A 26,945-nucleotide genomic window follows, 5' to 3' on the forward strand; every position below is an offset into this window, starting at 1 on the left:
TTTGTTCATTATTTTACAGAAACCTTCTGCGGTTTTTCTGTTTTATCAAGATTGAATTCAGTATGAAGCACTTCTGCCGCCTTCAGCATGTGTGATTCATCTACCACTGCAGAAACTTTGATTTCGGAAGTGCTTACCATTTTGATTGGAATTTCATTTTTAGCCAAGACCTCAAACATTTGAGCCGCGACACCAGGATTTGAAATCATACCTGAACCGACAATGGACACTTTAGAAAGTCCGCTCTCGTGCTCAATCGCACTGAAACCAAGCTCTTCACGGTTATCCTGCAAGACCTCGATGGCTTCTTCCAAATCTCCCTTCTTAATGGAGAAAGAAAGGTTGATGCTGTCTGTTTCAGTTTTACTTTGAATGATAATATCCACGTTGATGTGATGTTTGGCCAGAGTAGTAAAAATTGAAGAAAGGCTTGTAATTTCATTTTGCAGCCCAAACACTGTCATCCTGATTATCTCTTCTTCAAATGCAACTCCTCGAACAATCAAACCTGTTTCCATCGATACTTCCTCCTCAATAATTGTACCTTCCAATTTTTCCATGCTGGACCTTACTACTAGCGGGACACCGTAATTCTTGGCAAACTCAACGGCACGCGGGTGCAGGACACCAGCCCCAAGATTAGCGAGCTCCAGCATTTCATCATAAGCTACAGAAGCAAGCTTTCTGGCATTCTTTACATACCTCGGATCGGAAGTATAAACTCCATCAACATCCGTATAAATATCGCAGCGTTCAGCTTTCAGGGCAGCCGCAAGAGCAACGGCTGTTGTATCAGAACCGCCTCTTCCTAACGTTGTGATTTCTCCTTTTTCAGCCAATCCTTGGAATCCAGCTACCACGACAATTCGGTTTTCAGAGAGATTGTTATTGATTCTATCGGTATTGATGTTCGTGATGCGGGCATTTCCATGAATGCTTTCGGTTTCAATTCCTGCCTGCCAGCCTGTCATGGAAACGGCATCGTATCCTGAATCCTGCAAGGCCATTGTCAGCAGGGAAATAGTAATCTGTTCCCCTGTTGTGAGGATCATATCCATTTCTCTCTTGCTTGGCTTAGCCGAAGCTTGAAACGCCAAGTCGACAAGCCCATCGGTTGTTTTCCCCATAGCCGAGACAACTACAACAACATTGTTCCCTTGCTTTTTTTCATCAATGACACGACCGGCAACATTCTTAATTCTTTCAATGTCACCAACAGAAGTGCCTCCAAATTTCTGAACAATCAGTCCCACATTCTCGTCCTCATTTCCTTTTAAGTTTTGGTACTCTAAGTATAAGGTCAAGAATAACGGTCACCATGAAAACAAACCTCATTAAAAAAGGCAATGAGACAGTATCTCATTGCCAGTGAAATCGCAAAATTATGCAGGTTCCACGTGAGATAGCTCTCCAAGACTGTTAATCTTGACAATCCTGCATCTATTAAACACAGAACCAGCAAAAACAGCCATGAGCCTGCTTTTACTTCGGCGAATTCCCCTTTCAATGCCCGTCCTAAGAGCCCATACTCCTCGAAGCATCTACTGATGAAAGTCCGCACCTCTATCACCACTCGTATATAAAGTGATAATTTATAAAATTTTTATTCATTTTAACACACTCTGAAAATAGTGACAATCAAAAATTTCTTGCACAAAAAAACACCCCTCCTTAAAAGGAAAGGGGATCTATTCTTTCAGCTTCTTCATTAGTTCTTCAGCAGCTGGTTTCGGCAGCCCGGCTTCTATCAATTCATCCAAAGAAGCTTCTTTCATTTTTTTCATCGATCCGAATGTCTTCAGAAGCTGTTTCTTTCTCTTAGGGCCGATTCCACTCACTTCATCAAGCATGGAAGAGAACGCTGTCTTCCCCCGAAGCTGCCTGTGGAACGTAATGGCAAATCGGTGAACTTCATCCTGGATTCTCTGCAAAAGATAGAATTCCTGGCTTCTTTTCTCGAGAGGAACGATCTCAAGAGGATCCCCATAGAGCAATTCAGACGTCTGGTGCTTGTCATCCTTCGCAAGTCCGGCAACAGGAATATCAAGATTCAATTCCAATTCAAGTACTTCCTTGGCAGCATGGATCTGGCCTTTACCACCATCGATAACTATTAGATCAGGAAGTGGAAGCCCATCTTTCAAGACCCTTGTATATCTGCGTCTGACCACTTCCCGCATGGAGTCGTAATCATCCGGTCCTTTTACAGACTTAATCTTATACTTGCGGTACTCCTTCTTTTCCGGTTTTCCGTCAATAAATACAATCATGGCCGAAACCGGGTCGGTCCCCTGAATGTTAGAGTTGTCAAATGCTTCAATGCGATGAGGGGTGTAAATGCCCATTGCCTCGCCCAATTTATCAATGGCAAGGATTGTTCTTTCTTCATCTCTTTCAATCAAAGAAAACTTTTCCTTTAGTGCAATCTCAGCATTTTTTCCTGCTAATTGTACCAAATGTCTCTTCTGCCCTCTTTGCGGCCTTGTTGTCCTCACATCCAAAAGTTCTGATACGATGGTTTCATCAGTTCCTTCCGGAATATTGATTTCTTTTGGCTTGAAATGATTGGTTTTTGAATAAAATTGCCCGATGAACGTCAGAAACTCCTCAGCAGGTTCATCGTAAATCGGGAACATGGATACATCCCGCTCGATCAGCTTTCCTTGACGGACGAAAAATACCTGGACACACATCCAGCCCTTATCCACGGCATATCCAAAGATATCTCTATCAGTGAAATCAGTCATGGTCATTGTCTGCTTTTCCATCGTCGCTTCAATATGTGCGATCTGATCCCTGAACTCTTTTGCTCTTTCGAACTCCAGGTTTTCTGCGGCATCAGCCATCTTTTCGTTCAGTTCTTTTTTTATATCTTTATAACCGCCATTCAAAAAACGTGCAATTTCATCAGTCAGCTTTTTATATGTTTCCGGCTCAACTTCATTTACACATGGTGCCAGGCACTGACCCAGGTGATAGTAGAGACAGACTCTGTCAGGGAGATTATCACATTTTCTCAGCGGATAAATCCTGTCGAGCAGTTTTTTGGTTTCATTGGCCGCTCCCGCATTCGGATAAGGTCCGAAGTACTTTCCTTTATCTTTCTTTACATTGCGGGTAATGATAAGCCTTGGATGTCTCTCAGCTGTAAGTTTTATGAAGGGATAGCTCTTATCATCTTTCAGCATGACATTATATTTTGGGTCATGCTTTTTAATCAAGTTTAATTCCAGAATCAATGCTTCCAAATTGGAAGAGGTTACGATATATTCAAAATCCTCAATCTCGCCGACGAGTCTTTGTGTCTTTCCATCATGAGAACCTGTAAAATATGATCTCACTCGATTTTTCAGCACTTTTGCCTTACCTACATAAATGATAGTCCCCTGCCGGTCTTTCATCAGATAGCATCCCGGCTGGTCCGGCAGCAGTGCCAGTTTATTTGAAATGGTCTCGTTCATTCATACTCACTCCCTGCGGCTCACCTTTAAAAAAATGAACGGAATACGGTAAAACGTCTTTACTAATCATAGGCAATTAGTCGAATTAGGTCAACTGGGGAACCACTGGCAAAAGAATACAGTTGATGCTTTAAAAACCATAAAAAAGAAACGAGCCATACGGCCCGTTTCTTAGTTTCTCACTCATTATGCATGTTTGTTCAATAGTTCAGCAAGAGCTTCTTTTGGTTGGAAGCCGATGACTTTGTCAACCACTTCTCCATCTTTAAGAACTACTAGTGTCGGGATACTCATTACACCGTAGTTACCTGCTGTTTCTTGGTTTTCGTCAACATCAACTTTGACGATTTTAACTTTATCGCCCATATCAGCGTCAAGTTCTTCAAGTACTGGCGCAATCATTTTACAAGGTCCGCACCAAGGCGCCCAGAAATCTGCAAGTACTAAACCTGAACTTACTTCGTTTGTGAATGTTTGATCTGTAGCATGTGTGATAGCCATATATATTCGCCTCCAATTATCTTTAAAAGTTACCGTCAGTATATCATCGTTCATTTGATGATGCTATAAATATGCCTCGCAGGTAATTTACCCTGTTTCCCCTTGATTATTCGTAAAGATTTCCACTCCAGATGCACGACTCCGCGGGGCGGGCGGTGAGCCTCCTCGGCTGCGCCTGCGGGGTCTCACCTGTCCCGCTAATCCCGCGCAGGAGATCGCACATCTTCCGTTCCAATCAACCTATAAACAAGTAGCTGGATAAGAACTTTCAGAAAGTCACTTTCAAATTAAACAAAGAGACAACAAAACATAAACTCTGCAATTCAGGCGGTATAATATAGTATTACCCGCTGAAGGTTTGGTGCAATCATATGTAAAAAATTTAGCAGCTGCTCTTTTGAACAGCTGCTTTTTTCTTCCTTATGAAGAAGATACTTTTAATTTCTTGAATTCTTCTGTCAACATTGGAACAACTTCAAACAAGTCTCCTACAATTCCATAGTCAGCTACATTGAAAATGTTCGCTTCAGGATCTTTGTTGATGGCAACGATGACCTTTGAGTTGGACATACCTGCCAAGTGCTGAATCGCACCGGAAATTCCGCATGCAATATATAGATCAGGCGTTACAACTTTACCTGTCTGCCCGATTTGAAGTGAGTAATCGCAGTAGTCTGCATCACACGCTCCACGGGAAGCTCCAACTGCTCCACCAAGTACATCAGCCAATTCTTTTAATGGTTCGAAACCATCTTCACTTTTCACTCCGCGTCCACCTGCAATGACGACTTTCGCTTCAGAAAGGTCTACACCCTCGCTTGCTTTACGGACGACATCTTTGATGATGGTACGAAGATCTTTAATATCCACGGATACAGAACTTACATCTCCGCTGCGGGACTCATCCTTCTCAAGAGGATCGATATTGTTCGGACGGATTGTAGCCAAAATCAGCCCGTCTGTTACGATTTTCTTTTCAAACGCTTTACCAGAGTAGATCGGGCGGGTAAATACAAGATTTCCGCCAGCCTCTTCAAGAGCTGTAGCATCAGAAATCAATCCTGATCCTAACTTGCTTGCAACCTTAGGAGAAAGATCTTTCCCTAGCGCTGTGTGTCCGAAAATGATCCCTTCAGGACTTTCCTGATCAATGACAGCCATCAATGCTTGAGAGTAACCGTCTGATGTATATTGGTCCAATTTTTCATCTTCAACAACTACTACACGGTCAGCTCCATACTGGATCAGTTCATTCCCTAAAGCGCTTACAGAACTGCCCAATAAAACCCCAACAACTTCTCCGCCCTCTGCAACTGTCTTACCAGCCGCAACAGCTTCAAAAGAAACGTTTCTTAATGCATTATCACGTACTTCACCAAGTACCAATACTTTTCTTGCCATGTTAGATTACCTCCTGAGTGAATGATCTGTTGATTGGTCTATTTATTAAACGACTTTGGCTTGTGTGTGAAGAAGCTCGACAAGTTCTTTTACTTGATCATCAAGCTCACCTTCAAGAATTTTGCCCGCTTCCTTCTCAGGCGGCAGGAAGATTTCAATCGTTTTCGTTTTTGCCTCAACATCTTCTTCTTCAAGGTCTAAATCATCAATTTCGATCTCATCCAATGGTTTTTTCTTCGCTTTCATAATTCCAGGCAAAGAAGGATATCGTGGCTCATTCAATCCTTGCTGAGCTGTCACTAATAAAGGAAGAGATGTTTCAATCGTTTCTGAATCACCTTCAACATCACGAACAACAGTAACTGTGCTGCCGTCAATTTCAAGGCTTGTAATAGTCGTTACGTAAGGGATATTCAACTGTTCCGCTACACGTGGTCCAACCTGGCCGGATCCGCCGTCAATCGCTACGTTACCTGCAAGAATTAAATCTGCATCCTTATCCTTTAGATATTCAGCAAGAATTTTTGCAGTTGTAAACTGGTCGCCATTTTCAACATCGTCTTCTGTATTGATCAATACAGCTTTATCTGCACCCATTGCTAATGCAGTTCGAAGTTGTTTCTCTCCCTCTTCGCCGCCGACTGTCACAACAGTGATTTCACCGCCATGCTCGTCACGAACCTGAATGGCTTCTTCAATCGCATACTCATCGTACGGGTTGATGATGAATTCTGCACCGTCTTCACTGATTTGTCCGTTTGAAATACTGATTTTTTCTTCAGTATCGAAAGTTCTTTTCATAAGTACATAGATGTTCATTCCTAGTTCCCTCCTAAAATTTCAAACTTTCAATTGTTTAAAAAGATTGAGAAAATTTAACGTAAAAAAATTTACCCCTTGGGCTCAAGGATAAGCCGGAAATCCGTTATCACTTACCCTTGAATTCCGGCGTGCGCTTTTCAATGAAAGCTTTGATTCCTTCCTGGCCATCTTCGGACATGAATACATCCCCGAATAATTCTGCTTCCCGCTTGACACCTTCATAGAAGCGCTCGTGTTTTGTATAACTAAGGAGTTCCAAAGCAGCTTTCATTGCCACTGGACTCTTCTTGGCTATAGTGAACGCAAGCTTTTTCGCATGGTCCAGAACTTCTTCATCAGCGTATGCTCTATTTGCCAATCCCCACTGAACCGCTTCCTTACCGGTAATCGGTTCACTTGTAAGCAGCATTTCCGCAGCTTTTGCCGAACCGACAAATTTGGCCAGCCTTTGTGAGCCTGCAAAACCAGGCACAAGACCCAGCTGCAATTCCGGAAGGCCAAGTTTTGCATTTTCACCGACAATGCGGATGTGGCAACCCATCGCAAGCTCGAGGCCGCCGCCTAATGCAGCACCATGAATGGACGCAATAATCGGTTTAGGGAAGTTTTCCATTCGTTCAAAGAGGTCCTGGCCTCTTTTTGAAAGCTTTGTAAAATCTGATCCGCTTTCTACTTTTGTGAACTCTTTAATATCCGCACCGGCAGAGAAGAATCTGCCTTCGCCGTGCAGCAAAATAACCCTTACTTCATCGTTATTCTCCAGTTCATCCATCAAGCCGTCCAATTCAATGATCAAGTCACTGGCAAGGGCGTTTGCAGGCGGACGCTGAATCGTAACGAGTGCTGTTTGATTTTCAAACTTGCAACTCAAATACTGCATCTAGACTTCCTCCTTACGCAATACTTCAGTCCCTGGAACCGCAGCCGTTAAGCAGCAGTTTATGTATGGCAGGAACTTGTGACGACAGGTCAAATTTTTGTTCATTCATGACCCAATTGGTGAGCATCTCATCGATCGTACCGAAAATCATCTGGCGTGCCAGGCGGATATCAAGATCGAAAGAGAATTCTCCAGAGTCCATTCCTTCAGTCAATATTCTGTCGATGACTGAAAGATAGCCCTTTAACACTTCATTGATCTTTAAGCGGATATCCTTATTGGACTGTCTCAGCTCCAATTGGGTAACGATTGCCAGATGGTGATCTTCCGACAAGATCTTACAATGATTTTCAATCATCACTAATAACTTCTCCGCCGCAGTTCGTTTTCCTGCTATAGATTCTTCAATTTTTTCAACAAACATACCCATCTTCTCACGGAATAAGGAGATCAGTATATCTTCTTTGTTTTTGAAGTAAAGATAAATGGTTCCATCTGCCACTCCGGCCTGTTTTGCTATCCTTGAAACCTGGGCTTGATGATATCCATTTTCAGCAATAACCACTACAGCGGCATCAATAATCTGTTTATATTTCGGTTTGTCTCTTTTCATATAATGCCCTGCCTCTTATAAATAATGAATGACTATTCATTCATATTTTCATAATAAAATGCTTGAGAATAAAAGTCAAGAAGAATATCCTTGTCCCATCCTTCATCAAAAAGAAAGGCCATGTTTCAGCCTAAAAACTCCAACTACTATTCTAGTATGAAATTCTCTGTTTTCCAACTATAATCATCCAAGCTTTTCATCTTTGTCTTTCAGTTTATTTTTTTCTTCGTCGACAAGAGCGCGTCTCAGGATCTTCCCTACTGCCGTTTTTGGCAGTTCATCCCTGAACTCATACAACCTAGGGACTTTATATGCCGCAAGATGCTTCCTTGCAAATGCATCCAAGTCTTCTTCTGTAACGTTTGAATTTTCTCTCAGGACGATATACGCCTTCACAGTTTCTCCCCGGTATGGGTCAGGTACCCCTGCAGCCACTACTTCCTGGATATCAGGATGTTCATAGAGAACCTCTTCAATTTCTCTAGGGTAGATATTGAATCCGCCCGCAATGATCATATCTTTCTTGCGGTCTACTACATAAAAATATCCCTTTTCATCCATGTAGCCCAGATCACCTGTCAACAGCCAGCCGTCTTTCAGTGTCATTTCAGTTTCTTCAGGCCTGTTCCAATACCCTTTCATGACCTGGGGACCTTTCACACATATCTCCCCGATTTCATTAGGAGGCCGCTTTTCCCCTGTTTCCATCGAAAATACAGCAGCATCTGTATCAGGCCAAGGGATTCCGATACTTCCTCTGATCCTTTCCCGGTCCCACAGGAAATTGGAGTGAGTGACTGGCGAGGATTCAGTCAGGCCATACCCCTCTACAAGCTTCCCTCCGGTAACTTCTTCAAACTTCTGCTGGACTTCTACAGGAAGCGGTGCAGATCCGCTTATACATGAATCAATGGAAGACAGATCGTATTTTTTCAAATCCGGATGGTTCAATAATCCGATATAGATGGTTGGAGCTCCCGGAAATAATGTCGGTCTTTGTTTTTGTATTGTTTTTAATGTGGTTTCAGCATCAAACTTTGGCAGCAGGATCATTTTATATCCCTGCATGACAGAAAGGATCATCACCGCAGTCATTCCATATACATGGAAGAACGGCAAGATGCCTAATACAACCTCTTCTCCCTTTTTGCACTTATACAGCCATGCATCACACATCACTGCATTGGAAACAAGATTCTTATGGGTGAGCATTACCCCTTTAGGGAAACCTGTTGTTCCTCCTGTATATTGAAGCAGCGCCAAATCTTCCTCAAAATCAAATGGTATATCAATCGGCTTATTATCAGCCGTTTTCATAATATCCGTGAATAAATGAAATTGGTCTGATGGCTCAACCTTTACTACAATTCCGTATTGCTTCTTCTGGATGAAAGGATAAACAAGGTTCTTTGGAAAAGGAAGGTAATCTTTGATAGCGGTTACAATTACATGTTTAAGGGATGTCTCCTTCATAACCTTTGTCACTCTTGGAAACAGAATGTCCATAGTAAGAATCACTTTGGCCCCGGAATCATTCATCTGATATTCAATTTCCCTTTCCATGTAAAGAGGATTTGTTTGGACAACAACCCCGCCGGCATAGAGAATTCCGTAATAACCAATGACTGATTGTGGAGTATTCGGCAGCATGATTGCAACGCGGTCCCCTTTTTCCACCCCCAGCCCCTTCAGGTAATTCGCAAACTTCAATGCAGAATCATACAGATCCCGATACTTGATTTCCTTGCCCATAAAGTGAATGGCACACTTTTCAGGATAAAGCTCTGCTGCTTTGGTGAGGTAATCATGCAGCGGGGCAGGAGTATAATCCAGCTCCTTCTTGATTTCTTCTGGATACAGTTCAAGCCATGGCCTTTCCATAAAACTTCCCCCCTTCAATAATTATTAGAAAATTTTAATTCTTTATACTATTATAGTATATCTTTACTACTGATACAATTCGAATTAGTTTCCACCAGCATGTTTTAATTACGCTAATAAAAAAAGAGAGCGGATTGACCGCTCTCCCTTTCATGAATACCCTATACAAAAAACACCAGGTAAAGAATACCTACTATGATAAATAAGGCGCAAAGTCCCAATAATACTTTAGCTAACGTTTCCATTTCTCTCTCCTTATGATATGCCTGCCCCTATGACATAGGAAAGGCCGACTGATATGACAAGGGAAATAAAGCCCACTGCCCGGTTGTCTTTTTCTATTTCTTCATCGATTTTAAACTTTGGTGTTAAGAATTCATAAATAAAATATCCGGACAGCAACAGAAGGAATCCGAAAACTCCCCAGCCGATTGTGGTCATCAGTGTATCATTTTCAGCAATCGAGTGCCTGAAGATATTCGCTATACCAAAGATTTTCCCTCCGGTTGCCATCGCCACAGCCAGATTCCCATTTTTGATTTCTTCCCAATTCTTATATTTGGTGACAAGCTCAAAAATGGCAAGAAACAGAACAAGGAACAGTACGACGACACTATAATAACCGGCTGTCTGAATAAATTGATTTTCCCAAAAGTTCTCCATCCCGAAACTCCCTTAAATATATTTATTAACCGCTATTTGAATTCTACTACACTGACCCCTGTTCCGCCTTCACCCGCTTCACCAAGGCGGACACGTTTTACAGAACGGTGATTTTTCAAATATTCCTGCACTCCCTGCCTAAGGGCACCAGTGCCTTTTCCATGTATGATATTCACCCTAGGATAACCGGCCAGTAATGCATCATCAATATACTTTTCAACTCTTGAAAGTGCATTTTCAAAGCGCTCGCCGCGGAGATCCAGTTCCAATCCCACATGAAAATCTTTTCCTTTCACAGTCGCAAGCGGTTTTGTTTCCACTTTTTTCTCTGCTTGAATGAACTGAAGGTCGGATTCTTTCACCTTCATCTTCATGATTCCCATCTGCACTTGCCATTCCTTGTTCGAAACCTTCTCAACAAGATGACCCTTCTGATCAAATGAAAGCACTTTGACCTCATCACCAGGCTTCAGTTCACGCTTCTGGTTGGCAGCTGCTTTCTTCGGCTTGCTTCTGTCCAGTTCCGGTGCTGCCCCTTCAATCCGCTTCCTTGCTTCAATAAGTTCATGCTCTTTGACTTCAGCACTTTTTTCCAGCCTCATTTTTCTTAAATCACGGATAACGCCTTCTGCTTCATCCTTCGCTTTTTCAACAACTTGGGCGGCTTTCTGTTCTGCTTTTTCATAAAGGCTGTCCCGCTTGTCGTAAAACTCCATCATCTGCTTTTGCATATCTTTATGCATTTTTTCGGCCTGCTTCAGTAGTTCATGCGCTTCATCGTAATCAGCTTCAGCGTCTTTCCTGCTCTTTTCCAGGGAAGCTATCATGTTTTCAATTTCCTTGCTGTCTGTGCCGATATGCGACTTCGCACGCTGGATCACCCTGTCAGCCAGTCCTAAACGCTTAGAAATCTCAAACGCATTGCTTCGTCCAGGTACACCGATCAGCAATTTATAAGTTGGACTAAGTGTTTCTACATCAAACTCTACGCTGGCGTTGATGACACCATCACGATTATAACCATAAGCCTTAAGTTCAGGATAGTGGGTTGTAGCCACAACTTTCGCCCCGCGCTGATGGACTTCATCCAGGATGGAGATGGCAAGCGCCGCTCCTTCCTGAGGATCCGTGCCCGCTCCAAGTTCATCGAACAACACCAGGCTTTCATGGTCTACTTTGCCGAGGATATCCACTATATTCACCATGTGAGAAGAGAATGTACTCAAGCTCTGCTCAATGGACTGTTCGTCACCGATATCAGCATAGACATTTTGGAATACACCCATTTCAGAGCCATCCAGGGCCGGGATTTGAAGTCCAGATTGTGCCATCAATGTCAAAAGGCCGATGGTTTTCAACGTCACCGTTTTACCGCCGGTATTGGGACCTGTAATAACGATGGAACTGAAGTCTTTGCCGAGTTCAATATCATTGGCGACCGCTTCATCAATAGGGAGCATTGGGTGTCGCGCCCTGTTCAGCCTTAACACTTGGTCGCCGTTGATTTCCGGCTTTGTTCCTTTTATGGACTTCCCGTACTTTGCTTTGGTGAACATGAAATCAATATCGGCAAGAATCGATACTATCGTCAAAAGGTCTTCTGAATATGCACTGACCTCAACTGTCAGCTCAGTAAGGATCTTTTCAATTTCCTGGCCTTCTTTCAGTTTCAATTCGCGTAAAGCATTATTCAGCGACACAATCACTTCCGGTTCAATGAATAGTGTCTGGCCTGAAGAAGACTGATCATGAATGATTCCGCCGTAATTCCCGCGGTATTCCTGTTTTACAGGGATAACATACCGGTCATTTCTGATGGTGATAATCGCATCAGAAAGCATCTTCTGTGCATTGCTGGAGCGGATCATCCTCTCCAGTTTTTCTCTGATACGCCCTTCATTTGCCCTGATTTGGGAACGGATCTGCCTTAAAGTATCACTAGCCGAATCGAGAATAGCTCCATTTTCATCCACAACTGCTTTAATTTTATGTTCAAGAGGAGTAAGAACAGCCATCTGGCTGACTTTCTCGGCCAGGATCGGCAGTTCGATTTCGTCCTCCTCTTCCAGGTCTTCCATAAACAACCTGAACTGCCTGCTTGCGCGGATGGTGCTGGCTGTCTGTACAAATTCCTGGGGACTCAGCATCCCGCCGATGGTTGCACGTTTCACTGCCGGACGGATATCGAATATCCCTCCCAGTGGTGCGTGTCCTTTTATTCTTAATATATTGGCCGCTTCATCTGTCTCTTCCTGTATTCTGCTTACTTCTTCCAGTGAAGTGGATGGCTGAAGACCTTCCACTTTCGCCCTGCCCAGTGCAGAAGCTGCAAAGCCTGCAAGAAGCTCTTTTACTTTATTGAATTCCAGAGTCCTTAGTACCTTATCATTCATGGAGTATATTCCCCCTAATCCTCAATCGTTTCTTTTTAAGAATTTCAACAAGTCATCACTGTCATAGGTGTTAATGACAGAACTTGCTTTTACCCATCCTTTTCTGGCAGCGCCGACTCCGACTTCCATGAATTCCAAGTGGTCGATGCTGTGGGCATCAGTATTAATGACAATCTTGACCCCTGCTTCCTCCGCCTTTTTAATGTTTTCTGAGGATAGGTCCAGCCTGTTTGGATTGGCATTCAATTCAAGGGCAGTCCCCGTCTCTTTTGCCAGTTCAATAAGCATATCAACATCGACAGCGTAGCCTTCTCTTCTGCCGATGATCCTTCCTGTCGGATGCGCAATGATGTCGACATGGGCATTTTTCAATGCTGTTTTCATACGGTCCATAATCTTGTCCCTCGATTGTGTAAAACTCGAATGGATGGATGCAATGACCAGATCCATCTGTTCAAGGACTTCATCTTCATAATCAAGAGTTCCATCAGGAAGGATGTCCATCTCTATTCCTGACAGAATGGTAATATCGTCATATTTTTCATTCAATTTCCGGATTTCATCCCGCTGTTTTAAAAGCCTTTCAGCAGTTAACCCATTCGCCACTTTAAGATACTGGGAGTGATCGGTGAATGCCATGTATTTATAACCTTTTGCCCTGCATGCCTCAATCATCTCTTCCAATGAATAGGCTCCATCCGTCCAGGTGGAGTGCATATGCAGGTCGCCCTTGATATCCTTTAACTCCACTAACCCGTAATCTTTGGAATAGCGGTCGATTTCCCTGCCATCTTCTCTCAGTTCCGGCGGAATCCAAGGAATCCCGAAATGTTCAAAGAATTCTTCTTCAGAACGGAAGGTCACCACTTCGCCGGTTTCTGCGTTTTCCACTCCATATTCACTGATCTTTTCTCCTCGTTCCTTGGCAATCTGCCTCATTCGGACATTATGATCTTTTGAACCAGTAAAATGATGAAGGGCAGTGGCAAACTCTTCTGGATTCACCAGTCTGAAATCAACTGAAACTTCCCATTCATAGCGGAAGGTAAGCGAAATTTTTGTGTCTCCGGCAGCCACTGAATCTTTTATATCCGGCAGGTTCAGGATTTGTTCTTTAACACCTTGAACATCATCCACTGCAATGATAAAGTCCAAGTCCTTCACGGTTTCCCTCATCCTTCTCAAGCTTCCGGCACGGGAAAACTCTTTGATCCCTTTCATTCCTTTCAGGGCTTCTTCAATTTTCTCAGCGACCGGAAGCATATACGCGATCGGGAGCCTATCCGGCTGTGAACCTGCACTTTCGATTGCCGCAAGGATTTTTTCTTCCGTCTTTTTACCGAAACCGGAAAGAGAGGAAACCTTGCCTGCTTCACAGACTTCTTTTAAGTCTTCAATATTGGTAACATTCAATTCCTGATACAGCTTGGCAATCTTTTTACCGCCAAGGCCTGGGAGCTTCAAGAGAGGCACCAGCCCTTCTGGAACCTCTTTTTGAAGTTCTTCAAGAACACTGGATTTTCCATCAGAAATGTATTCTTCAATGACAGCCGCCGTTCCTTTACCAATGCCGTTGATTGCTGTAAAAGAATCTATTTCATTCAGGCTTCTGTCATCTGTTTCCAGAGCATTGGCCGCTTTCCGGAAAGCCGAGACTTTGAATGTGTTCTCACCTTTAAGTTCCATATATATAGCAATTGTTTCGAGTAATTTTATAATATTTTTCTTATTTACACTCATTTGATCACCCTCTTAAATGAATTTACAGAGTAATGTTCTATCAATAGGCTGGTTGCAGCCTCCAATATTAATACTATCAGAATACATGCCTAAAAGGAAAAAGATAACTAGGGGAGAAGGCAGCCTGGAGCAGATATCATTCTTATACACAAAGAGGGACTGGCCGCAGATGAATGGGCCAGTCCTTTTGTGAAGTTTATTCTGATACGTAATTGATCCACCAGTCTTGGACCTGGCCGGATAAAAAAGGCGTATGCGTTATCATGAATTCAGCAAGCACGGAATCGTTCAGGAGTGTCTGAACCATCGCTATTGGCAGCAATGCCGCAATATATAATAGAATGAAGATAATAATATAGGTTTCAATGAATCCGAGAATCCCGCCTCCAATAACATTCAACTGCTTGAGGATTGGCAGGTGTGCGAGGAAATCAAGCATCGAACCAATGATTTGAAACAGGATCCGGACAGCAAAAAAGATGATGGCAAACGCGATAACCCGATAATAAGATTGATCCAGATTCGTTGCTTCAAATAGCATGTTCAATGTGGATTCTTCGTCAAGTACAGGGAAAGGAATCCATAAAGTTAATTTTGGTGCGAGCTGATCATAATAAATATAGGCAATGATGAAAGAAATGATAAAACCTGTCATATGTACAAGCTGAAGGATAAACCCTCTCCTCAATCCGACAAAGAATCCGAAAATGAGGATAATCAATAGTGCTAAATCAAGCATAGTATTTTCAATCCTTTAATTTTTTTAATTCTTCTTCCAGACTTTCACAGTACTCTTTCAGCTTCAGGTTGTCGTGAAGGGTGTTCACCGCTGTCAGTACTGCAAGCTTGCTTTTATCAAGGGAAGGATTCATGGAGCTGATTTCTCTCATCTTCTCATCTACCAGGGAAGCCACAAGGCGGATATGACTGGTAGATTCGGTTCCGACAATAACATATTGCGTCCCATATATATCCACAGTAGTACGATTTTTTTGTTCTTGAGACAACATGAAAGCCCCCTATCATAAGAATCCTAAACATTATCATAACACGAATAGATTTATTATGGGAAAGAAAATGTCATTTTAAGTCTAATTTTGTTAACAATTCTAAAAGCAATCAAAGTTTGGTATGATTTAAGTTCGATATACATATGAACACTTTTTCAGAAGGGAATGGGCTTTGTGGCAAATACTGTTTTACAATGCACTACAGGAAAAATCAACGAAATGAAATCTTATTATAAGAAAAATCTGCAGGAAAAAATGCCCCCTGGTTCAGTCTTCACCGCCAAAGTACCCGGCTGCACCATCACCGCTTATCGTTCCGGAAAAGTCCTATTCCAGGGTGGAAGCGGACAGACGGAGGCAGGGAGATGGGGAACTGCTGACAGCACTGCTTCTTCAAAAAGCACCAAACCAAAAACGAACCCTAAACTGCCGGCCAACTTTGCGGAAATGTCAGTCATTGGTTCAGATGAAGTAGGGACAGGAGACTTCTTCGGCCCTATCACTGTTGTTGCAGCTTATGTGAAAAAGGAACAGATTCCGCTCTTGAAGGAACTTGGAGTCAGGGATTCCAAAAACCTCACTGACGAAAAAATAGTCGCCATCGCAAAGGACCTTGTGTCTGTCATTCCATACAGCCTGCTTATCTGTCATAACGACAAATATAATGACCTGCAGGAAAAAGGCATGTCTCAAGGAAAAATCAAAGCATTGCTCCACAACCGGGCACTCTTGAACCTCCATCAAAAAATTGCACCGGAAAAACCGGAGGCCGTATTGATTGATCAATTTGCGGAGGAGAATACTTACTACAAGTATCTTGCCGGCCAAAAGGAGATCCAGAGGGAAAAAGTACTCTTCAGCACAAAGGGTGAGAGCATTCATTTATCTGTCGCCGCTGCTTCGATCCTGGCACGTTATGCGTTTGTAAAAGAGATGGATAAACTCAGTGCCGCTGCAGGATTCACTCTTCCAAAGGGGGCCGGTAAGCAGGTTGATATCGCTGGTGCAAAAATCATTCGCAGGTCCGGTACTGCAGAATTGAAAAAAATAACAAAGTGGCATTTTGCGAATAGCGAAAAAGCGCAGAAGCTTGCGCTCGGATAAGCACAAATTTTTTAAAAGCAGTAATAGCCCAAAATCGACTGAAACAAAAAAACCACCCCTGCATTCATACTGCAAGGGTGGTTTTTTCAAAAATGGTTATCCTCTTAGTTCAGCTCCAGCTTTGTCTTTCACCGCATCAAGGACTTTGTTATGTGCTTTGACGACTTCATCGTCTGTTAATGTACGTGAAGGATCAAAGTATTTCAGTGAATACGCAAGGGACTTCTTGCCAGGCTCCATATGCTCACCTTGGTAAAGGTCAAAGATGGATACCTCTTTCAGCAGCTTTCCGCCCGCTTCTTTAATGATGGACTTCAGCTCGCCTGCTTTGACTTCCTGGTTGACTACAAGAGCAATATCCCTTGTAATGGATGGATATCTCGGAATGGCAGTGTACTGAAGTGCCGGCAGATTGAAATTGAATACTGGTGCAGCCTCGATTTCAAATACATATGTTTCATTCAGATCCATCTCTTTTTGAACCTCAGGATGTACCTGGCCTGCAAATCCGATTACTGTATCATCCAGCAGGACTTCTGCTGTACGGCCTGGATGCATGCCATCCCTTTCCGCCTGGCGGAAGCTGATGTATTCCGTTACACCCATTTCCTCAAACAGACCTTCCAGGATTCCTTTTACTACGAAGAAATCAACTGGCTTCTTTTCTCCTTGCCACGGATGGCTGTTCCATAGTCCAGTTACCGCACCTGCAATATGCTCATGCTCGGATGGAAGCTCCTGATTCTCTTCTTTCAAGAAGACAGATCCGATTTCATAGAAAGCAAGAGAATCATTTTGACGGGCAATGTTATATGACAGCGCTTCTAGCAATTGGGGAATGATGCTTAAACGCAGATTGCTCCGCTCTTCACTCATCGGCATGATCAGTCGGATCGGCTCACGTTTATGAAGCGCGAACTGGCCGGCTTTTGTATCATTTGTCAATGAGTAAGTGATCGCCTGCATTAAACCTGAACCTTCAAGATTGCGGCGGGCTGAACGGCGCTTGGCCTGAAATGGAGTCAGGCTGCCTGCAGTTGCATCACCTTCTGGAAGGGTCAACGGTAAATTGTCGTAACCATAAAGTCTTGCCACTTCTTCAAGAAGATCTTCTTCGATCGTGATATCTCCTCTTCGTGTTGGAACTGTCACTTGGAATTCATTTTCTCCAACCTTTACTTCAAACTGAAGGCGGTTAAAGATTGATTCCACTTCGTCAGCACTGATATCCGTACCCAGGACAGAATTGATTTTTTCCAAAGTGATTGTCACAACAGCAGGTTCTACTTTCAGGTTATCAACAGTGACGGAACCTTCCAATACCTCGCCGCCAGCAAACTGTGACATCAGGGAAACCGCTCTTTCAGCCGCTTCTCTTACACGATTTGGATCCACACCTTTTTCATATCGTGTACTCGCTTCGCTTCGCAGTCCATGGTCTTTGGATGCTGCGCGGACCGTTCCACCCGCAAAGTAAGCTGACTCTAAAAGAACAGTTGTTGTATCCTGGCCTACTTCAGAGTTCGCGCCGCCCATTACACCCGCTAACGCAACCGGCTCTGTTCCGTTTGTGATGACTAAATGATTTTCATTCAATGTTCTTTCTTCATCGTCCAATGTGACAATCACTTCGTCCTGCTTCGCTCTTCTCACAAGGATTTCCTTGGAGCCCAGGCGGTCATAGTCAAATGCATGAAGCGGCTGACCGTATTCAAGAAGGATATAGTTCGTAATATCAACTACATTGTTATGCGGTCTGATTCCCGATGCAATCAGGCGGTTCTGCATCCACATCGGTGACGGTCCGATTTTGATATTTTTGATCACCTTAGCCACATAAAGAGGGTTATCTTCTGTCGCTTCTACATTTACTGTGATATAGTCGGAAGCTTTCTCAGAAACCTCTTCGACTTTGATTTCAGGTTTTTTAACCTCACGTCCAAGGATGGCAGCTACTTCATAAGCAACACCAAGCATGCTCAAGGCGTCTGATCTGTTTGGTGTCAGTCCCAACTCTAGAACCGCATCATCCAAGTTTAGTTCTGCAACAGCATCAGAACCAACTTCTGCATCATTGGCAAAGACATAAATACCTTCTGCATGTTCTTTTGGAACCAGCTTTCCTTCTACTCCAAGCTCCTGAAGTGAACAGATCATCCCGTTTGATGCCTGACCGCGCAGTTTCGCTTTTTTGATTTTAAAATTGCCTGGAAGGACCGCGCCTACTTTCGCCACAGGCACCTTCTGGCCGGCAGCCACGTTCGGGGCGCCGCAGATGATTTGAACAGGCTCACCTTCACCTACGTCCACCTGGCATCTGTTCAGCTTATCTGCATCTGGATGAGGCTCGCATTCCAAAACGTGTCCTACTACCACATTTTTGATACCTTCTCCGATAACTTCGACACCCTCGACTTCAATTCCGCTCCGGGTGATTTTTTCAGCCAGCTCTTCAGGATTGATACCGGAGAGATCTACATAATCCTGCAGCCATTTATATGAAACAAACATTTTCCTGCCTCCTTAAGCTTTTTTATTCCTGCGTTTGAAATTGTTTTAGGAAACGAACATCGTCTGTATAGAAGTGGCGGATATCGTCGATTCCATATTTCAGCATGGCAATCCGTTCTGGTCCCATACCGAATGCGAAACCAGTATATTTCTTAGAATCGAATCCCGACATTTCCAATACATTTGGATGGATCATCCCGGCGCCGAGAATTTCAATCCAGCCTGTTCCTTTACATACGCTGCAACCTTCTCCGCCGCAAATTTTACATGTAATATCCATTTCAACAGAAGGCTCTGTAAAAGGGAAGAAGCTTGGGCGCAGGCGGATTTCCCTGTCCTCACCGAACATTTTCTTCGCGAATATCTGAAGCGTCCCTTTTAAATCACTCATTCGAATATTCTCACCGATGACCAATCCTTCTATCTGCATGAACTGATGGGAATGCGTCGCGTCATCATTATCGCGGCGGTACACCTTTCCTGGGCAGATGACCTTGATCGGCCCTTTCCCTTGATGCTTCTCCATTGTTCTGGCTTGAACCGGCGAGGTATGGGTTCTAAGCAGCGTTTCCTCCGTGATGTAAAAAGAATCTTGCATATCCCTTGCCGGATGGCCTTTAGGAAGATTCAATGCTTCAAAGTTATAGAAGTCTGTTTCCACTTCCGGTCCTTCAGCGATGCTGTAGCCCATTCCAATGAAGAGGTCTTCAATCTCTTCCACAATTTTCGTCAATGGATGTCTGCTTCCCTTTTTGACTGGCCTTCCAGGAAGAGTGACATCAATTGTTTCTGCTGCAAGCTTCTTGTTGACCGCTTCCTTTTCAAGCTTTTCATTCTTTTCTTCAAGACGTGCTGTGACTGCCGCACGTACTTCGTTTGCAAGAGCTCCCATTTTCGGCCGCTCCTCTGCAGAAAGCTTGCCCATACCTTTTAATACTTCGGTAATTGGTCCCTTTTTCCCGAGATAGGCAACACGGATATCGTTGAGTTCTTTAAGCCCTTCTGCTGCTTCAATTTTTTGAAGAGCTTCCTCTTGCAACTGCTTTAATTTGTCTTCCATGCAAATGGCCTCCTTAGATAATTTTGGCAATTTATTTTTAACAACAAAAAAACCTCCTCCCAATCAAGGGACGAGGTTATCGTCGCGGTACCACCCTTATTAAAACACAAGGACGAGTCCTGTGTTCTCTTCATTGGGATAACGGCTTTTCGCCGGTGCATCTTTCGGCTTCCTTAATGGAAACGGTCCCGATGCCAACTCAAGAGGTGAACGTTCACAATGCTGTCCATAAGGGCACTTTCAGTCCGGGCACCCTTTCCCTGGAATGGTTACAACATGCTACTTTTCTCTATCATTGTTTTTAACATATGTGCAATCTATTATAGAAAACATTGAAGATGTTTTCAAACCTTTTCGTGAAATTATTGCGCCTTTTTTAAATGATACATTAAAATGCCGGCCGCAATGGCTACGTTCAGGGATTCACTCTTCCCATAAATCGGAACATATAGGTTTTGATCCGTCGATTCCAAAATGGCTGGTGAAACCCCATTTCCTTCATTTCCAAGAATCAGCGCAAATGAATCTGAGCCGGATACTGTATGATACTCTACTCCATTTTCCAATGCTGTACCGTATACAGGAATTCCTTCATTTTTTAACTGAGGAATCCATTCTTGAAGGTCGCCTTTGATAATAGGGAGGTGAAAATGGCTTCCCTGTGCGGATCGGAGTACTTTCTGATTGTAAAGGTCCGCTGTACCCTCTCCAAGGATGATGATATCAATCCCTGCAGCATCGGCGGTTCTGATGATTGTCCCAAGGTTTCCGGGATCCTGCACCTCATCCAGCATCAAGAAGGTCTTACCCTTCAGCCCGAAAGTCCTTTCTTCAGTATAGTAGCAGACAGCAAATACTCCCTGGCTTGTCTCAGTGGCAGACACCGCTTTGGCGGCATCTTCAGAGAGGGTGATCACAGAGACCTCATCTATGTTCCACGTTGAAGGCAAATCGACTCCTTCTTTTACAAGAACCTCTTTGATAACCTCTTTATATCTCAGGGCTTCCTCAACTAGATGAAAGCCTTCGACTATATATGTACCTGAGTTTTCACGCTCTTTTTTCGTTTGCAGTTTCTTCCATTGCTTGACTTGCGGATTTTTTGCAGATTGGACGTATTTCACAGTCAGTATCTCCTTGTGAACAGTTTGGCGGCACCTGCCGCTTTTGAAATTATATTATACCTTACATTCTATACATAATAAACGTCAAGACAGGAGAAGATATCCAAGAAAACATTAATATCAGGGTAAAGGAGCGTTTAAAATGGGCTTGAACTTACGTAATGCGATTATCCATAATGTATCAGGAAACAATCAGGATCAATTAAAGGATACGATTGTGGATGCGATCCAGGGCGGAGAAGAGAAAACATTGCCTGGACTTGGCGTTTTGATGGAAGTATTCTGGAATAATGCCGATCCTCAGGAGCAGAAAATGCTGCTTGAAACAATCGAAGAAGGTTTGAACAAATAAGGAATGCGGATGCTTAGGGCATCCGTTTTTTGATTTTTAAGGAGTAAGGACATAGGTTTCTTCCCTTTCCTCGAGACATGTACCCAGAAGGTCAATGTATCACGCTAAGAGACTTGAATTTGTTTGAATTTTAAAAAGAGACCCCATAAAGGAGTCTCTTCAAACTTATCAATCGAATGTAATTTTAGCTACTGTGTCTTTGTCAAGACGCTTGATGACTTCAGTGATGAGTTTTACAGCATTTTCATAGTCATCACGGTGAAGCATCGCCGCATGAGAGTGGATGTAGCGAGTCGCGATTGTGATGGACAATGCAGGGACACCGTTAGCCGTCAAGTGGATCGCACCTGAATCTGTTCCGCCGCCTGCGATTGCATCGAATTGGTAAGGGATGTTGTTTTCGTCAGCAATATCTGTTACGAAGTCACGCAGCCCTTTGTGAGATACCATGGAAGCATCATAAAGAATGATTTGAGGGCCTTCACCCATTTTGCTTTGTGCTTCTTTTTCAGAAATTCCAGGAGTATCTCCCGCGATACCAACATCGACACCGAATGCGATATCCGGCTTGATTTTTGAAGCAGAAGTTCTCGCTCCGCGGAGACCAACTTCTTCTTGAACTGTACCAACGCCGTATACGACGTTTGGATGGTTTTCGCCTTTCAATCCTTTAAGGACATCGATGGCAATTGCACAGCCGATACGGTTATCCCAAGCTTTCGCTAAAAGCATTTTCTCATTGTTCATGACAGTAAATTCAAAGTAAGGTACAACCATGTCTCCTGGTTTAACGCCCCACTCTTGTGCTTCTTCACGGCTTGATGCACCGATATCAATGAACATATCTTTGATATCAACCGGCTTCTTGCGTGCTTCTGCAGGAAGGATGTGCGGCGGCTTAGAACCGATTACACCTGTGATGTCACCTTTTTTCGTTACAATTGTCACGCGCTGTGCCAGCATTACCTGGGACCACCAGCCGCCGACTGTTTGGAAACGAAGGAATCCTTTATCGTCGATTTGGGTAATCATGAAGCCTACTTCATCAAGATGGCCTGCTACCATGATTTTCGGACCGTTTTCATCGCCGACTTTCTTAGCAATCAAACTCCCTAAGTTATCTGTTGTGATTTCGTCAGCGAAAGGCTCTATGTATTTCTTCATTACATCTCTTGCTTCGCGCTCATTCCCTGGCACACCTTTAGCATCTGTAAGATCTTTCAGCATGCTTAGTGTTTCGTCAAGTTTCGCCATTATTTCGACCCCCTAATGATTTTATGTACCACAAACAATCATAACAAATTATCAGAATTTATTCAAAAGATAAACTTCAAATCATGCAGGCAACGTTAGGATTCCTCTCTTTTTCTTTTTATATCCTCAGTATCCTTCCTGCTGCCTCTGGTAATTCACTTCATTTTTCTGCTTATAAGCCTTTACAACTTCCTCATGAGAGAAACCAAGCAGCTCACCCAAATAAAAGTATTGGTGTACAAGCTGATCATACTCTGTAACAGACCTTCTTGATCCAAAGTCATTGATCGCAGTATAAATCTCCAGGAACTGCTTCGTCACATCTTTTTCAGCGTAGTTGGCACCTCTTAACTCAAAGTGCTGGATTCCTATATTAATCCCTAAAGATAAAATGAAATGCACTCCGTCTACAAACTCTTCCAATATGATACTTTTTTCAGATGAAGGTTTTGTACTCCAGAACTTGAAACATCTCGTTTCATTTGCAAGTTCTCCAACTTCAACAAGAAGCGCCATAATTTTTTTATGAAAAAGGTCGGCATCTTCAAGTCCATGTTCTTTTTCTATGTACGAATCGAGCTCTCTTTGCATTTCGAATAATTGGTTGATATTCACTATAACGGCTTCCTTTCTTTATTTACCCTCGTAAAATCTGTCTATCGCATCGAACACTATACCATACTGAATAGTCATTATAAAAAAAATATATTTTTTTATAAAAAAATGAAACTTTTTTGCGACTCAATCGTAGAGAGAGATAGTTGGACTATGCTGTATGATTGTCTGGGGGGTTTTTTGTGCTGATATTTATTAGAATTTTGATCTTTTTCCTTATTATTTACTTATTATACCGTGCTTTTAAATACATTGTGAATCCCAAGCGCAAGTTGGAATTGGCAATGGAACAAAAGAAGTTTTATTTCTTGGATGATCAAGAAAACGTCCGAAAAAATTTTCTTGTCACTTATAAGGGAGTTTTATTTCAAGGAGAGAAGTACCTTGGAACCACCGACCGGGCATTCGACGTTGTTTCCATTTTTGTATGGGTCGAAAACGCCAGTTCATTAAAAGGCATCAGCTATGAAGACCTGAAATATGTTGAGACAGAAATATTGGAAAGATACCCCAATGCCTCAATCGATTGGAAAAGTCCATTGAAAGAATTCATATACAAAAAAAAGAAGCCGGAAATGGAATAAGCTTTTCCGGCTTCTTTTTTGTTTTTTCAAGATGGTTGTTGGAAAAATTCCCGCCACTTGATCACCCTCACCTTTTCCCTCAAAGTATAGAACAGGATGGAGAGCCCCAGAAGGATGACCATGATGATTCCCGGGGTGAAAGCGGAAATGAACTCCCCAAACACAGTGTAAAAAAAGGCAAGCGGCAGATTCGCCAGGAAAGAGCTTTTCAAGTAATCTCCCAAAGCAGGTTTTCTTTCCATCAAACAAACATTCAACAATTGATAATGTACGAATGGAACCAGTCTTAAAACCGCTATCTGACCTACAGTCAGGACTGCTCCCTGTCCAAACCATTTTTGCTTTAGGATTAATAGTTTTTGATTCAAGGCTGGAAGCATTTTTAAAATAAAATAGGATCCACCCGATAAAAGCGTCAATCCAATAAGGGAATAAATCGTGCCAAAAACACTTCCAAATAAGATGCCGCCGACAATACACACCAGAACAACCGGGATGAAGACAAACTGCCTGAGAATATGAAATAAAATGAATGCCAGGGGAGCCAGCCAGCCGCTTGATTCAATGAAGGCAAAAACAAAGGCATACCTCTCGTCCATGCTCCCACCTCATTTCTATTGTTTACTACAGCATATACAAGGGTACGAGCTGTTAGAACAAGGCATTCTCCTGGAAAATGATGAAAGCCAGACCGGCATACGTAACCAGTTCAATCACAGATAAAGCCGGAAGACCGTACTTGAATGCAGCATGCTTCGTTTTATGCCGGTACCTTTTCATTCCAGCGTAACAACCGATTGCTCCTCCAAGGAATGCAACCTTCCAGATGGAACTTTCTCTGATTCTGTATTTATTCTGTCTTGCCCTGTTCTTGTCATTAGCCATGATGATAAATCCCATCAGATTCACAATGACGAAGTAAGCCAGAAGGAGTATTAATGGTGTGCTCACAAATGAACACCTCTTTTCATAGGATTTGTATTTTCTATAAGTATAAAGGATGAAGACCAAGTCAGGGGACTGGTTTCGAATAAAATTAATATTCCCTGAATAAGACTGAACTTATATTGAAGTGGCAACAGAGATTCTATGTAGATTGGAGCGGAAGCTGTGCGATCTCCTGCGGGATTAGCGGGACAGGTGAGACCCCGCAGGCGCAGCCGAGGAGGCTCATCCAGCTCCAGCGGCCAGCGCCTAGCAGATTTCAGGCTCTCTCCTTGCGATAAGTCAACAGCAACTCACTGTGTTCGTTGTGTTTCCTTTATCTCATGCGAGAGCCCTCCAATCTGTACGGCGCTGAACGGCCGCTTCCGCTTTTTAATTCACCGCCCGCCCCGCGGAGTCGCACAGCTGCAGCGGAAATCAACCTATTCCTATTAAAAACAAAAAAGCCATCCTCCAAAGAGAATGGCTTTTCATCAACAATATTACTTGTTGTTTTGAGCTTTTGCAGCTTCTGCTAATTGAGCAAATGCTTTTTCATCGTTTACAGCAAGCTCAGCAAGCATCTTACGGTTTACTTCGATACCTGCAAGTTTAAGACCATGCATCATACGGCTGTAAGAAAGACCGTTCATACGAGCAGCTGCATTGATACGAGTGATCCAAAGCTTACGGAAGTCGCGCTTTTTCTGGCGACGATCACGGTAAGCATACATGTAAGATTTCATAACCTGCTGGTTAGCTACTTTGTATAATGTATGTTTTGATCCGAAAAATCCTTTTGCTAATTTAAGAACTCTTTTGCGACGTCTGCGTGTTACTGTACCGCCTTTTACACGTGGCATATTATTTCCCTCCTAGTGTGGTAGATCCATTTCGATTTATAGGTTGTCAAGCATGTGACGAATGCGTTTGAAATCACCTGCAGAAACAACTGCGCCTTTGCGTAGCTTACGCTTCTGCTTCTGAGATTTGTTAGCGAATAAGTGGCTTGTGTAAGCATGAGAACGTTTTAATTTTCCAGAACCTGTCTTTTTAAAACGCTTAGCTGAGCCGCGGTGAGTTTTCATTTTTGGCATTTGAAATTCCTCCTCGATCCATTACTTTTCATTAGTTGGTGCTAATACTAAGAACATACTGCGTCCTTCCATCTTTGGCTTCGATTCTACTGTAGCAATGTCTTTGCATGCTTCAGAGAAACGATCCAACACACGTTGGCCGATTTCTTTATGCGTAATGGCACGGCCTTTAAAGCGGATGGAAGCTTTGACTTTATCTCCTTTTTCAAGGAACTTGCGAGCATTGCGAAGCTTCGTGTTAAAATCATGTTCTTCGATACCAGGGCTCAGACGAACCTCTTTCAAATTGATGATTTTCTGGTTTTTGCGAGCTTCTTTCTCTTTCTTTTGCTGCTCGAACTTATACTTACCATGGTCCATGATACGGCCCACCGGTGGTTTTGCATTCGGCGCAACCAATACAAGATCAAGATTCACACGACCAGCGATTTCCAACGCTTCATTTTTGGTTTTGATTCCAAGCTGCTCACCGTTTTGATCAATCAGACGGATTTCACGAGCACGTATGCCTTCGTTAACGAACATGTCTTTGCTAATAGTCAGACACCTCCAAGGTTTTTTGAGAATACTACGTTTGGGCAAGATCAGCATAGAGCAAATTTTCTGCAGGAACTAATGTCAATGATTTAGTCAATAAAAAAATGCCGGTGGCAAAGCTCACCCGCATAGAATAAGACGCTAAACGTCATAAAGTACATTTCGTAAAACCTGCCAACTGCCTAGTGCGTCAATCAGGTGAGAAGCGGGTAGCTCCTTCTTTACCGCAAACTGTATTCAATTACCTTAGTACTATATCATAACCAGTATTCACTGTCAAATGATCGCTTTCCTTTGCAACAAGAATTATCTTATCAAAGAATCATTCTGACTGCAACTGTTTTTTTCAAAAATGTTTCAAATGGAGTCCCACGTGAAATAGTATAGTACAAGTTTTTTTTCAAAAGGAGGACGAAAT

The 26,945-nt window shown here is 43.0% G+C and carries 26 protein-coding genes, 1 riboswitch and 1 other annotated feature; of the genes, 3 read left to right on the forward strand and 23 right to left on the reverse strand.

What is annotated here, in order from left to right; genetic code table 11:
- Positions 1-8: 8 nt before the first annotated feature.
- From ACOJQI_RS17540 to zapA, 13 genes are all read right to left on the reverse strand, one after another.
- Complete coding sequence (locus tag ACOJQI_RS17540) at positions 9-1,253, reverse strand: aspartate kinase (protein WP_421380304.1); 1,245 nt, start codon at positions 1,251-1,253, stop codon at positions 9-11.
- A 142-nt stretch (positions 1,254-1,395) separates the two neighbouring features.
- Positions 1,396-1,574, reverse strand: a riboswitch (Lysine riboswitch).
- A 114-nt stretch (positions 1,575-1,688) separates the two neighbouring features.
- Positions 1,689-3,461 carry an excinuclease ABC subunit UvrC gene (uvrC, locus tag ACOJQI_RS17545; RefSeq protein WP_421380307.1) on the reverse strand — a complete coding sequence of 591 codons (1,773 nt, stop codon included), beginning with the start codon at positions 3,459-3,461 and terminating at the stop codon, positions 1,689-1,691.
- Between the two features lie 186 nt (positions 3,462-3,647).
- Positions 3,648-4,016, reverse strand: coding sequence for a thioredoxin (gene trxA / locus ACOJQI_RS17550; protein WP_421380310.1), 369 nt, complete (start codon positions 4,014-4,016; stop codon positions 3,648-3,650).
- A gap of 366 nt (positions 4,017-4,382) precedes the next feature.
- Positions 4,383-5,363: an electron transfer flavoprotein subunit alpha/FixB family protein gene (locus ACOJQI_RS17555; RefSeq protein WP_421380313.1), complete on the reverse strand. Its 981-nt coding sequence runs from the start codon at positions 5,361-5,363 to the stop codon at positions 4,383-4,385.
- Positions 5,364-5,408: 45 nt separating this feature from the next.
- Entirely contained in the window at positions 5,409-6,182 is a 774-nt protein-coding gene (locus tag ACOJQI_RS17560) for an electron transfer flavoprotein subunit beta/FixA family protein (RefSeq protein ID WP_421380316.1), read from the reverse strand.
- A gap of 109 nt (positions 6,183-6,291) precedes the next feature.
- Entirely contained in the window at positions 6,292-7,065 is a 774-nt protein-coding gene (locus ACOJQI_RS17565) for an enoyl-CoA hydratase (RefSeq protein WP_421380319.1), read from the reverse strand.
- Positions 7,066-7,090: 25 nt separating this feature from the next.
- On the reverse strand, positions 7,091-7,678 hold the full coding sequence (locus ACOJQI_RS17570) for a TetR/AcrR family transcriptional regulator (protein WP_421380322.1): 588 nt from the start codon (positions 7,676-7,678) through the stop codon (positions 7,091-7,093).
- 183 nt (positions 7,679-7,861) lie between these two features.
- Positions 7,862-9,559, reverse strand: coding sequence for a long-chain-fatty-acid--CoA ligase (locus tag ACOJQI_RS17575; RefSeq protein ID WP_421380325.1), 1,698 nt, complete (start codon positions 9,557-9,559; stop codon positions 7,862-7,864).
- 255 nt (positions 9,560-9,814) lie between these two features.
- Positions 9,815-10,222, reverse strand: coding sequence for a DUF350 domain-containing protein (locus tag ACOJQI_RS17580; RefSeq protein ID WP_421380328.1), 408 nt, complete (start codon positions 10,220-10,222; stop codon positions 9,815-9,817).
- A 32-nt stretch (positions 10,223-10,254) separates the two neighbouring features.
- Complete coding sequence (locus ACOJQI_RS17585; RefSeq protein WP_421380331.1) at positions 10,255-12,615, reverse strand: endonuclease MutS2; 2,361 nt, start codon at positions 12,613-12,615, stop codon at positions 10,255-10,257.
- Positions 12,616-12,636: 21 nt separating this feature from the next.
- Complete coding sequence (gene polX / locus ACOJQI_RS17590) at positions 12,637-14,355, reverse strand: DNA polymerase/3'-5' exonuclease PolX (protein ID WP_421380334.1); 1,719 nt, start codon at positions 14,353-14,355, stop codon at positions 12,637-12,639.
- 196 nt (positions 14,356-14,551) lie between these two features.
- Positions 14,552-15,094 carry a CvpA family protein gene (locus ACOJQI_RS17595; protein ID WP_421380337.1) on the reverse strand — a complete coding sequence of 181 codons (543 nt, stop codon included), beginning with the start codon at positions 15,092-15,094 and terminating at the stop codon, positions 14,552-14,554.
- A 7-nt stretch (positions 15,095-15,101) separates the two neighbouring features.
- Positions 15,102-15,362, reverse strand: coding sequence for a cell division protein ZapA (gene zapA, locus ACOJQI_RS17600; protein WP_421385505.1), 261 nt, complete (start codon positions 15,360-15,362; stop codon positions 15,102-15,104).
- Between the two features lie 177 nt (positions 15,363-15,539).
- Between zapA and rnhC the strand changes: the two genes are divergently transcribed.
- Positions 15,540-16,469: a ribonuclease HIII gene (rnhC, locus tag ACOJQI_RS17605; RefSeq protein ID WP_421380340.1), complete on the forward strand. Its 930-nt coding sequence runs from the start codon at positions 15,540-15,542 to the stop codon at positions 16,467-16,469.
- Positions 16,470-16,565: 96 nt separating this feature from the next.
- Here rnhC and pheT read toward each other — a convergent pair whose 3' ends face one another.
- From pheT to ACOJQI_RS17620, 3 genes are all read right to left on the reverse strand, one after another.
- Positions 16,566-18,980, reverse strand: a complete 2,415-nt coding sequence (gene pheT / locus ACOJQI_RS17610) for a phenylalanine--tRNA ligase subunit beta (RefSeq protein WP_421380343.1) — start codon at positions 18,978-18,980, stop codon at positions 16,566-16,568.
- 22 nt (positions 18,981-19,002) lie between these two features.
- A complete protein-coding gene (pheS, locus tag ACOJQI_RS17615) occupies positions 19,003-20,040 on the reverse strand; it encodes a phenylalanine--tRNA ligase subunit alpha (RefSeq protein ID WP_421380346.1) in 1,038 nt (345 codons plus the stop codon).
- Between the two features lie 362 nt (positions 20,041-20,402).
- Entirely contained in the window at positions 20,403-21,164 is a 762-nt protein-coding gene (locus tag ACOJQI_RS17620) for a TrmH family RNA methyltransferase (RefSeq protein WP_421380349.1), read from the reverse strand.
- A 142-nt stretch (positions 21,165-21,306) separates the two neighbouring features.
- Between ACOJQI_RS17620 and sspI the strand changes: the two genes are divergently transcribed.
- Entirely contained in the window at positions 21,307-21,516 is a 210-nt protein-coding gene (sspI, locus tag ACOJQI_RS17625) for a small acid-soluble spore protein SspI (protein WP_421380352.1), read from the forward strand.
- Between the two features lie 168 nt (positions 21,517-21,684).
- Here the strand turns inward: sspI and ACOJQI_RS17630 are convergent, their stop codons facing one another.
- Together ACOJQI_RS17630 and ACOJQI_RS17635 are read right to left on the reverse strand one after the other, a co-directional pair.
- Positions 21,685-22,770 carry a M42 family metallopeptidase gene (locus ACOJQI_RS17630; RefSeq protein WP_421380355.1) on the reverse strand — a complete coding sequence of 362 codons (1,086 nt, stop codon included), beginning with the start codon at positions 22,768-22,770 and terminating at the stop codon, positions 21,685-21,687.
- Between the two features lie 126 nt (positions 22,771-22,896).
- A complete protein-coding gene (locus tag ACOJQI_RS17635) occupies positions 22,897-23,385 on the reverse strand; it encodes a dUTP diphosphatase (RefSeq protein WP_421380358.1) in 489 nt (162 codons plus the stop codon).
- Positions 23,386-23,567: 182 nt separating this feature from the next.
- Here ACOJQI_RS17635 and ACOJQI_RS17640 point away from each other — a divergent pair, with 182 nt between their 5' ends.
- Positions 23,568-23,969 carry a sigma-w pathway protein ysdB gene (locus ACOJQI_RS17640; protein WP_421380361.1) on the forward strand — a complete coding sequence of 134 codons (402 nt, stop codon included), beginning with the start codon at positions 23,568-23,570 and terminating at the stop codon, positions 23,967-23,969.
- A gap of 26 nt (positions 23,970-23,995) precedes the next feature.
- Here ACOJQI_RS17640 and ACOJQI_RS17645 read toward each other — a convergent pair whose 3' ends face one another.
- The 5 genes from ACOJQI_RS17645 to infC all read right to left on the reverse strand — a co-directional run bounded on the left by ACOJQI_RS17645 (position 23,996) and on the right by infC (position 26,581).
- The gene (locus ACOJQI_RS17645) at positions 23,996-24,568 is read right to left on the reverse strand and encodes a TVP38/TMEM64 family protein (protein ID WP_421380364.1); all 573 of its coding nucleotides are present in this window, start codon (positions 24,566-24,568) and stop codon (positions 23,996-23,998) included.
- A gap of 52 nt (positions 24,569-24,620) precedes the next feature.
- A complete protein-coding gene (locus ACOJQI_RS17650; protein WP_421380367.1) occupies positions 24,621-24,920 on the reverse strand; it encodes a DUF1294 domain-containing protein in 300 nt (99 codons plus the stop codon).
- Between the two features lie 476 nt (positions 24,921-25,396).
- On the reverse strand, positions 25,397-25,756 hold the full coding sequence (gene rplT, locus ACOJQI_RS17655) for a 50S ribosomal protein L20 (RefSeq protein WP_421380370.1): 360 nt from the start codon (positions 25,754-25,756) through the stop codon (positions 25,397-25,399).
- Positions 25,757-25,792: 36 nt separating this feature from the next.
- The gene (rpmI, locus tag ACOJQI_RS17660) at positions 25,793-25,990 is read right to left on the reverse strand and encodes a 50S ribosomal protein L35 (RefSeq protein WP_409251586.1); all 198 of its coding nucleotides are present in this window, start codon (positions 25,988-25,990) and stop codon (positions 25,793-25,795) included.
- Between the two features lie 21 nt (positions 25,991-26,011).
- Entirely contained in the window at positions 26,012-26,581 is a 570-nt protein-coding gene (infC, locus tag ACOJQI_RS17665; RefSeq protein WP_421380374.1) for a translation initiation factor IF-3, read from the reverse strand.
- Between the two features lie 38 nt (positions 26,582-26,619).
- Positions 26,620-26,755 (reverse strand) — a sequence feature (ribosomal protein L20 leader region).
- Between the last annotated feature and the right edge of the window lie 190 nt (positions 26,756-26,945).

The organism is Bacillus salacetis (genome assembly GCF_049177075.1).
GTDB classification, from domain to species: domain Bacteria; phylum Bacillota; class Bacilli; order Bacillales; family Bacillaceae_B; genus Rossellomorea; species Rossellomorea salacetis_A.

Coding starts and splice junctions, on each gene's coding strand:
- trxA (WP_421380310.1), bottom strand. CDS start 4,016: ATGAACGATGATATACTGACGGTAACTTTTAAAGATAATTGGAGGCGA.
- rplT (WP_421380370.1), bottom strand. CDS start 25,756: ATGCCACGTGTAAAAGGCGGTACAGTAACACGCAGACGTCGCAAAAGA.
- ACOJQI_RS17645 (WP_421380364.1), bottom strand. CDS start 24,568: ATGGACGAGAGGTATGCCTTTGTTTTTGCCTTCATTGAATCAAGCGGC.
- ACOJQI_RS17585 (WP_421380331.1), bottom strand. CDS start 12,615: ATGAATGATAAGGTACTAAGGACTCTGGAATTCAATAAAGTAAAAGAG.
- uvrC (WP_421380307.1), bottom strand. CDS start 3,461: ATGAACGAGACCATTTCAAATAAACTGGCACTGCTGCCGGACCAGCCG.
- ACOJQI_RS17595 (WP_421380337.1), bottom strand. CDS start 15,094: ATGCTTGATTTAGCACTATTGATTATCCTCATTTTCGGATTCTTTGTC.
- ACOJQI_RS17565 (WP_421380319.1), bottom strand. CDS start 7,065: ATGCAGTATTTGAGTTGCAAGTTTGAAAATCAAACAGCACTCGTTACG.
- pheT (WP_421380343.1), bottom strand. CDS start 18,980: ATGTTTGTTTCATATAAATGGCTGCAGGATTATGTAGATCTCTCCGGT.
- ACOJQI_RS17570 (WP_421380322.1), bottom strand. CDS start 7,678: ATGAAAAGAGACAAACCGAAATATAAACAGATTATTGATGCCGCTGTA.
- ACOJQI_RS17630 (WP_421380355.1), bottom strand. CDS start 22,770: ATGGCGAAACTTGACGAAACACTAAGCATGCTGAAAGATCTTACAGAT.
- polX (WP_421380334.1), bottom strand. CDS start 14,355: ATGAGTGTAAATAAGAAAAATATTATAAAATTACTCGAAACAATTGCT.
- ACOJQI_RS17580 (WP_421380328.1), bottom strand. CDS start 10,222: ATGGAGAACTTTTGGGAAAATCAATTTATTCAGACAGCCGGTTATTAT.
- ACOJQI_RS17575 (WP_421380325.1), bottom strand. CDS start 9,559: ATGGAAAGGCCATGGCTTGAACTGTATCCAGAAGAAATCAAGAAGGAG.
- rpmI (WP_409251586.1), bottom strand. CDS start 25,990: ATGCCAAAAATGAAAACTCACCGCGGCTCAGCTAAGCGTTTTAAAAAG.
- ACOJQI_RS17560 (WP_421380316.1), bottom strand. CDS start 6,182: ATGAACATCTATGTACTTATGAAAAGAACTTTCGATACTGAAGAAAAA.
- sspI (WP_421380352.1), top strand. CDS start 21,307: ATGGGCTTGAACTTACGTAATGCGATTATCCATAATGTATCAGGAAAC.
- pheS (WP_421380346.1), bottom strand. CDS start 20,040: ATGGAAGACAAATTAAAGCAGTTGCAAGAGGAAGCTCTTCAAAAAATT.
- infC (WP_421380374.1), bottom strand. CDS start 26,581: ATGCTGATCTTGCCCAAACGTAGTATTCTCAAAAAACCTTGGAGGTGT.
- ACOJQI_RS17555 (WP_421380313.1), bottom strand. CDS start 5,363: ATGGCAAGAAAAGTATTGGTACTTGGTGAAGTACGTGATAATGCATTA.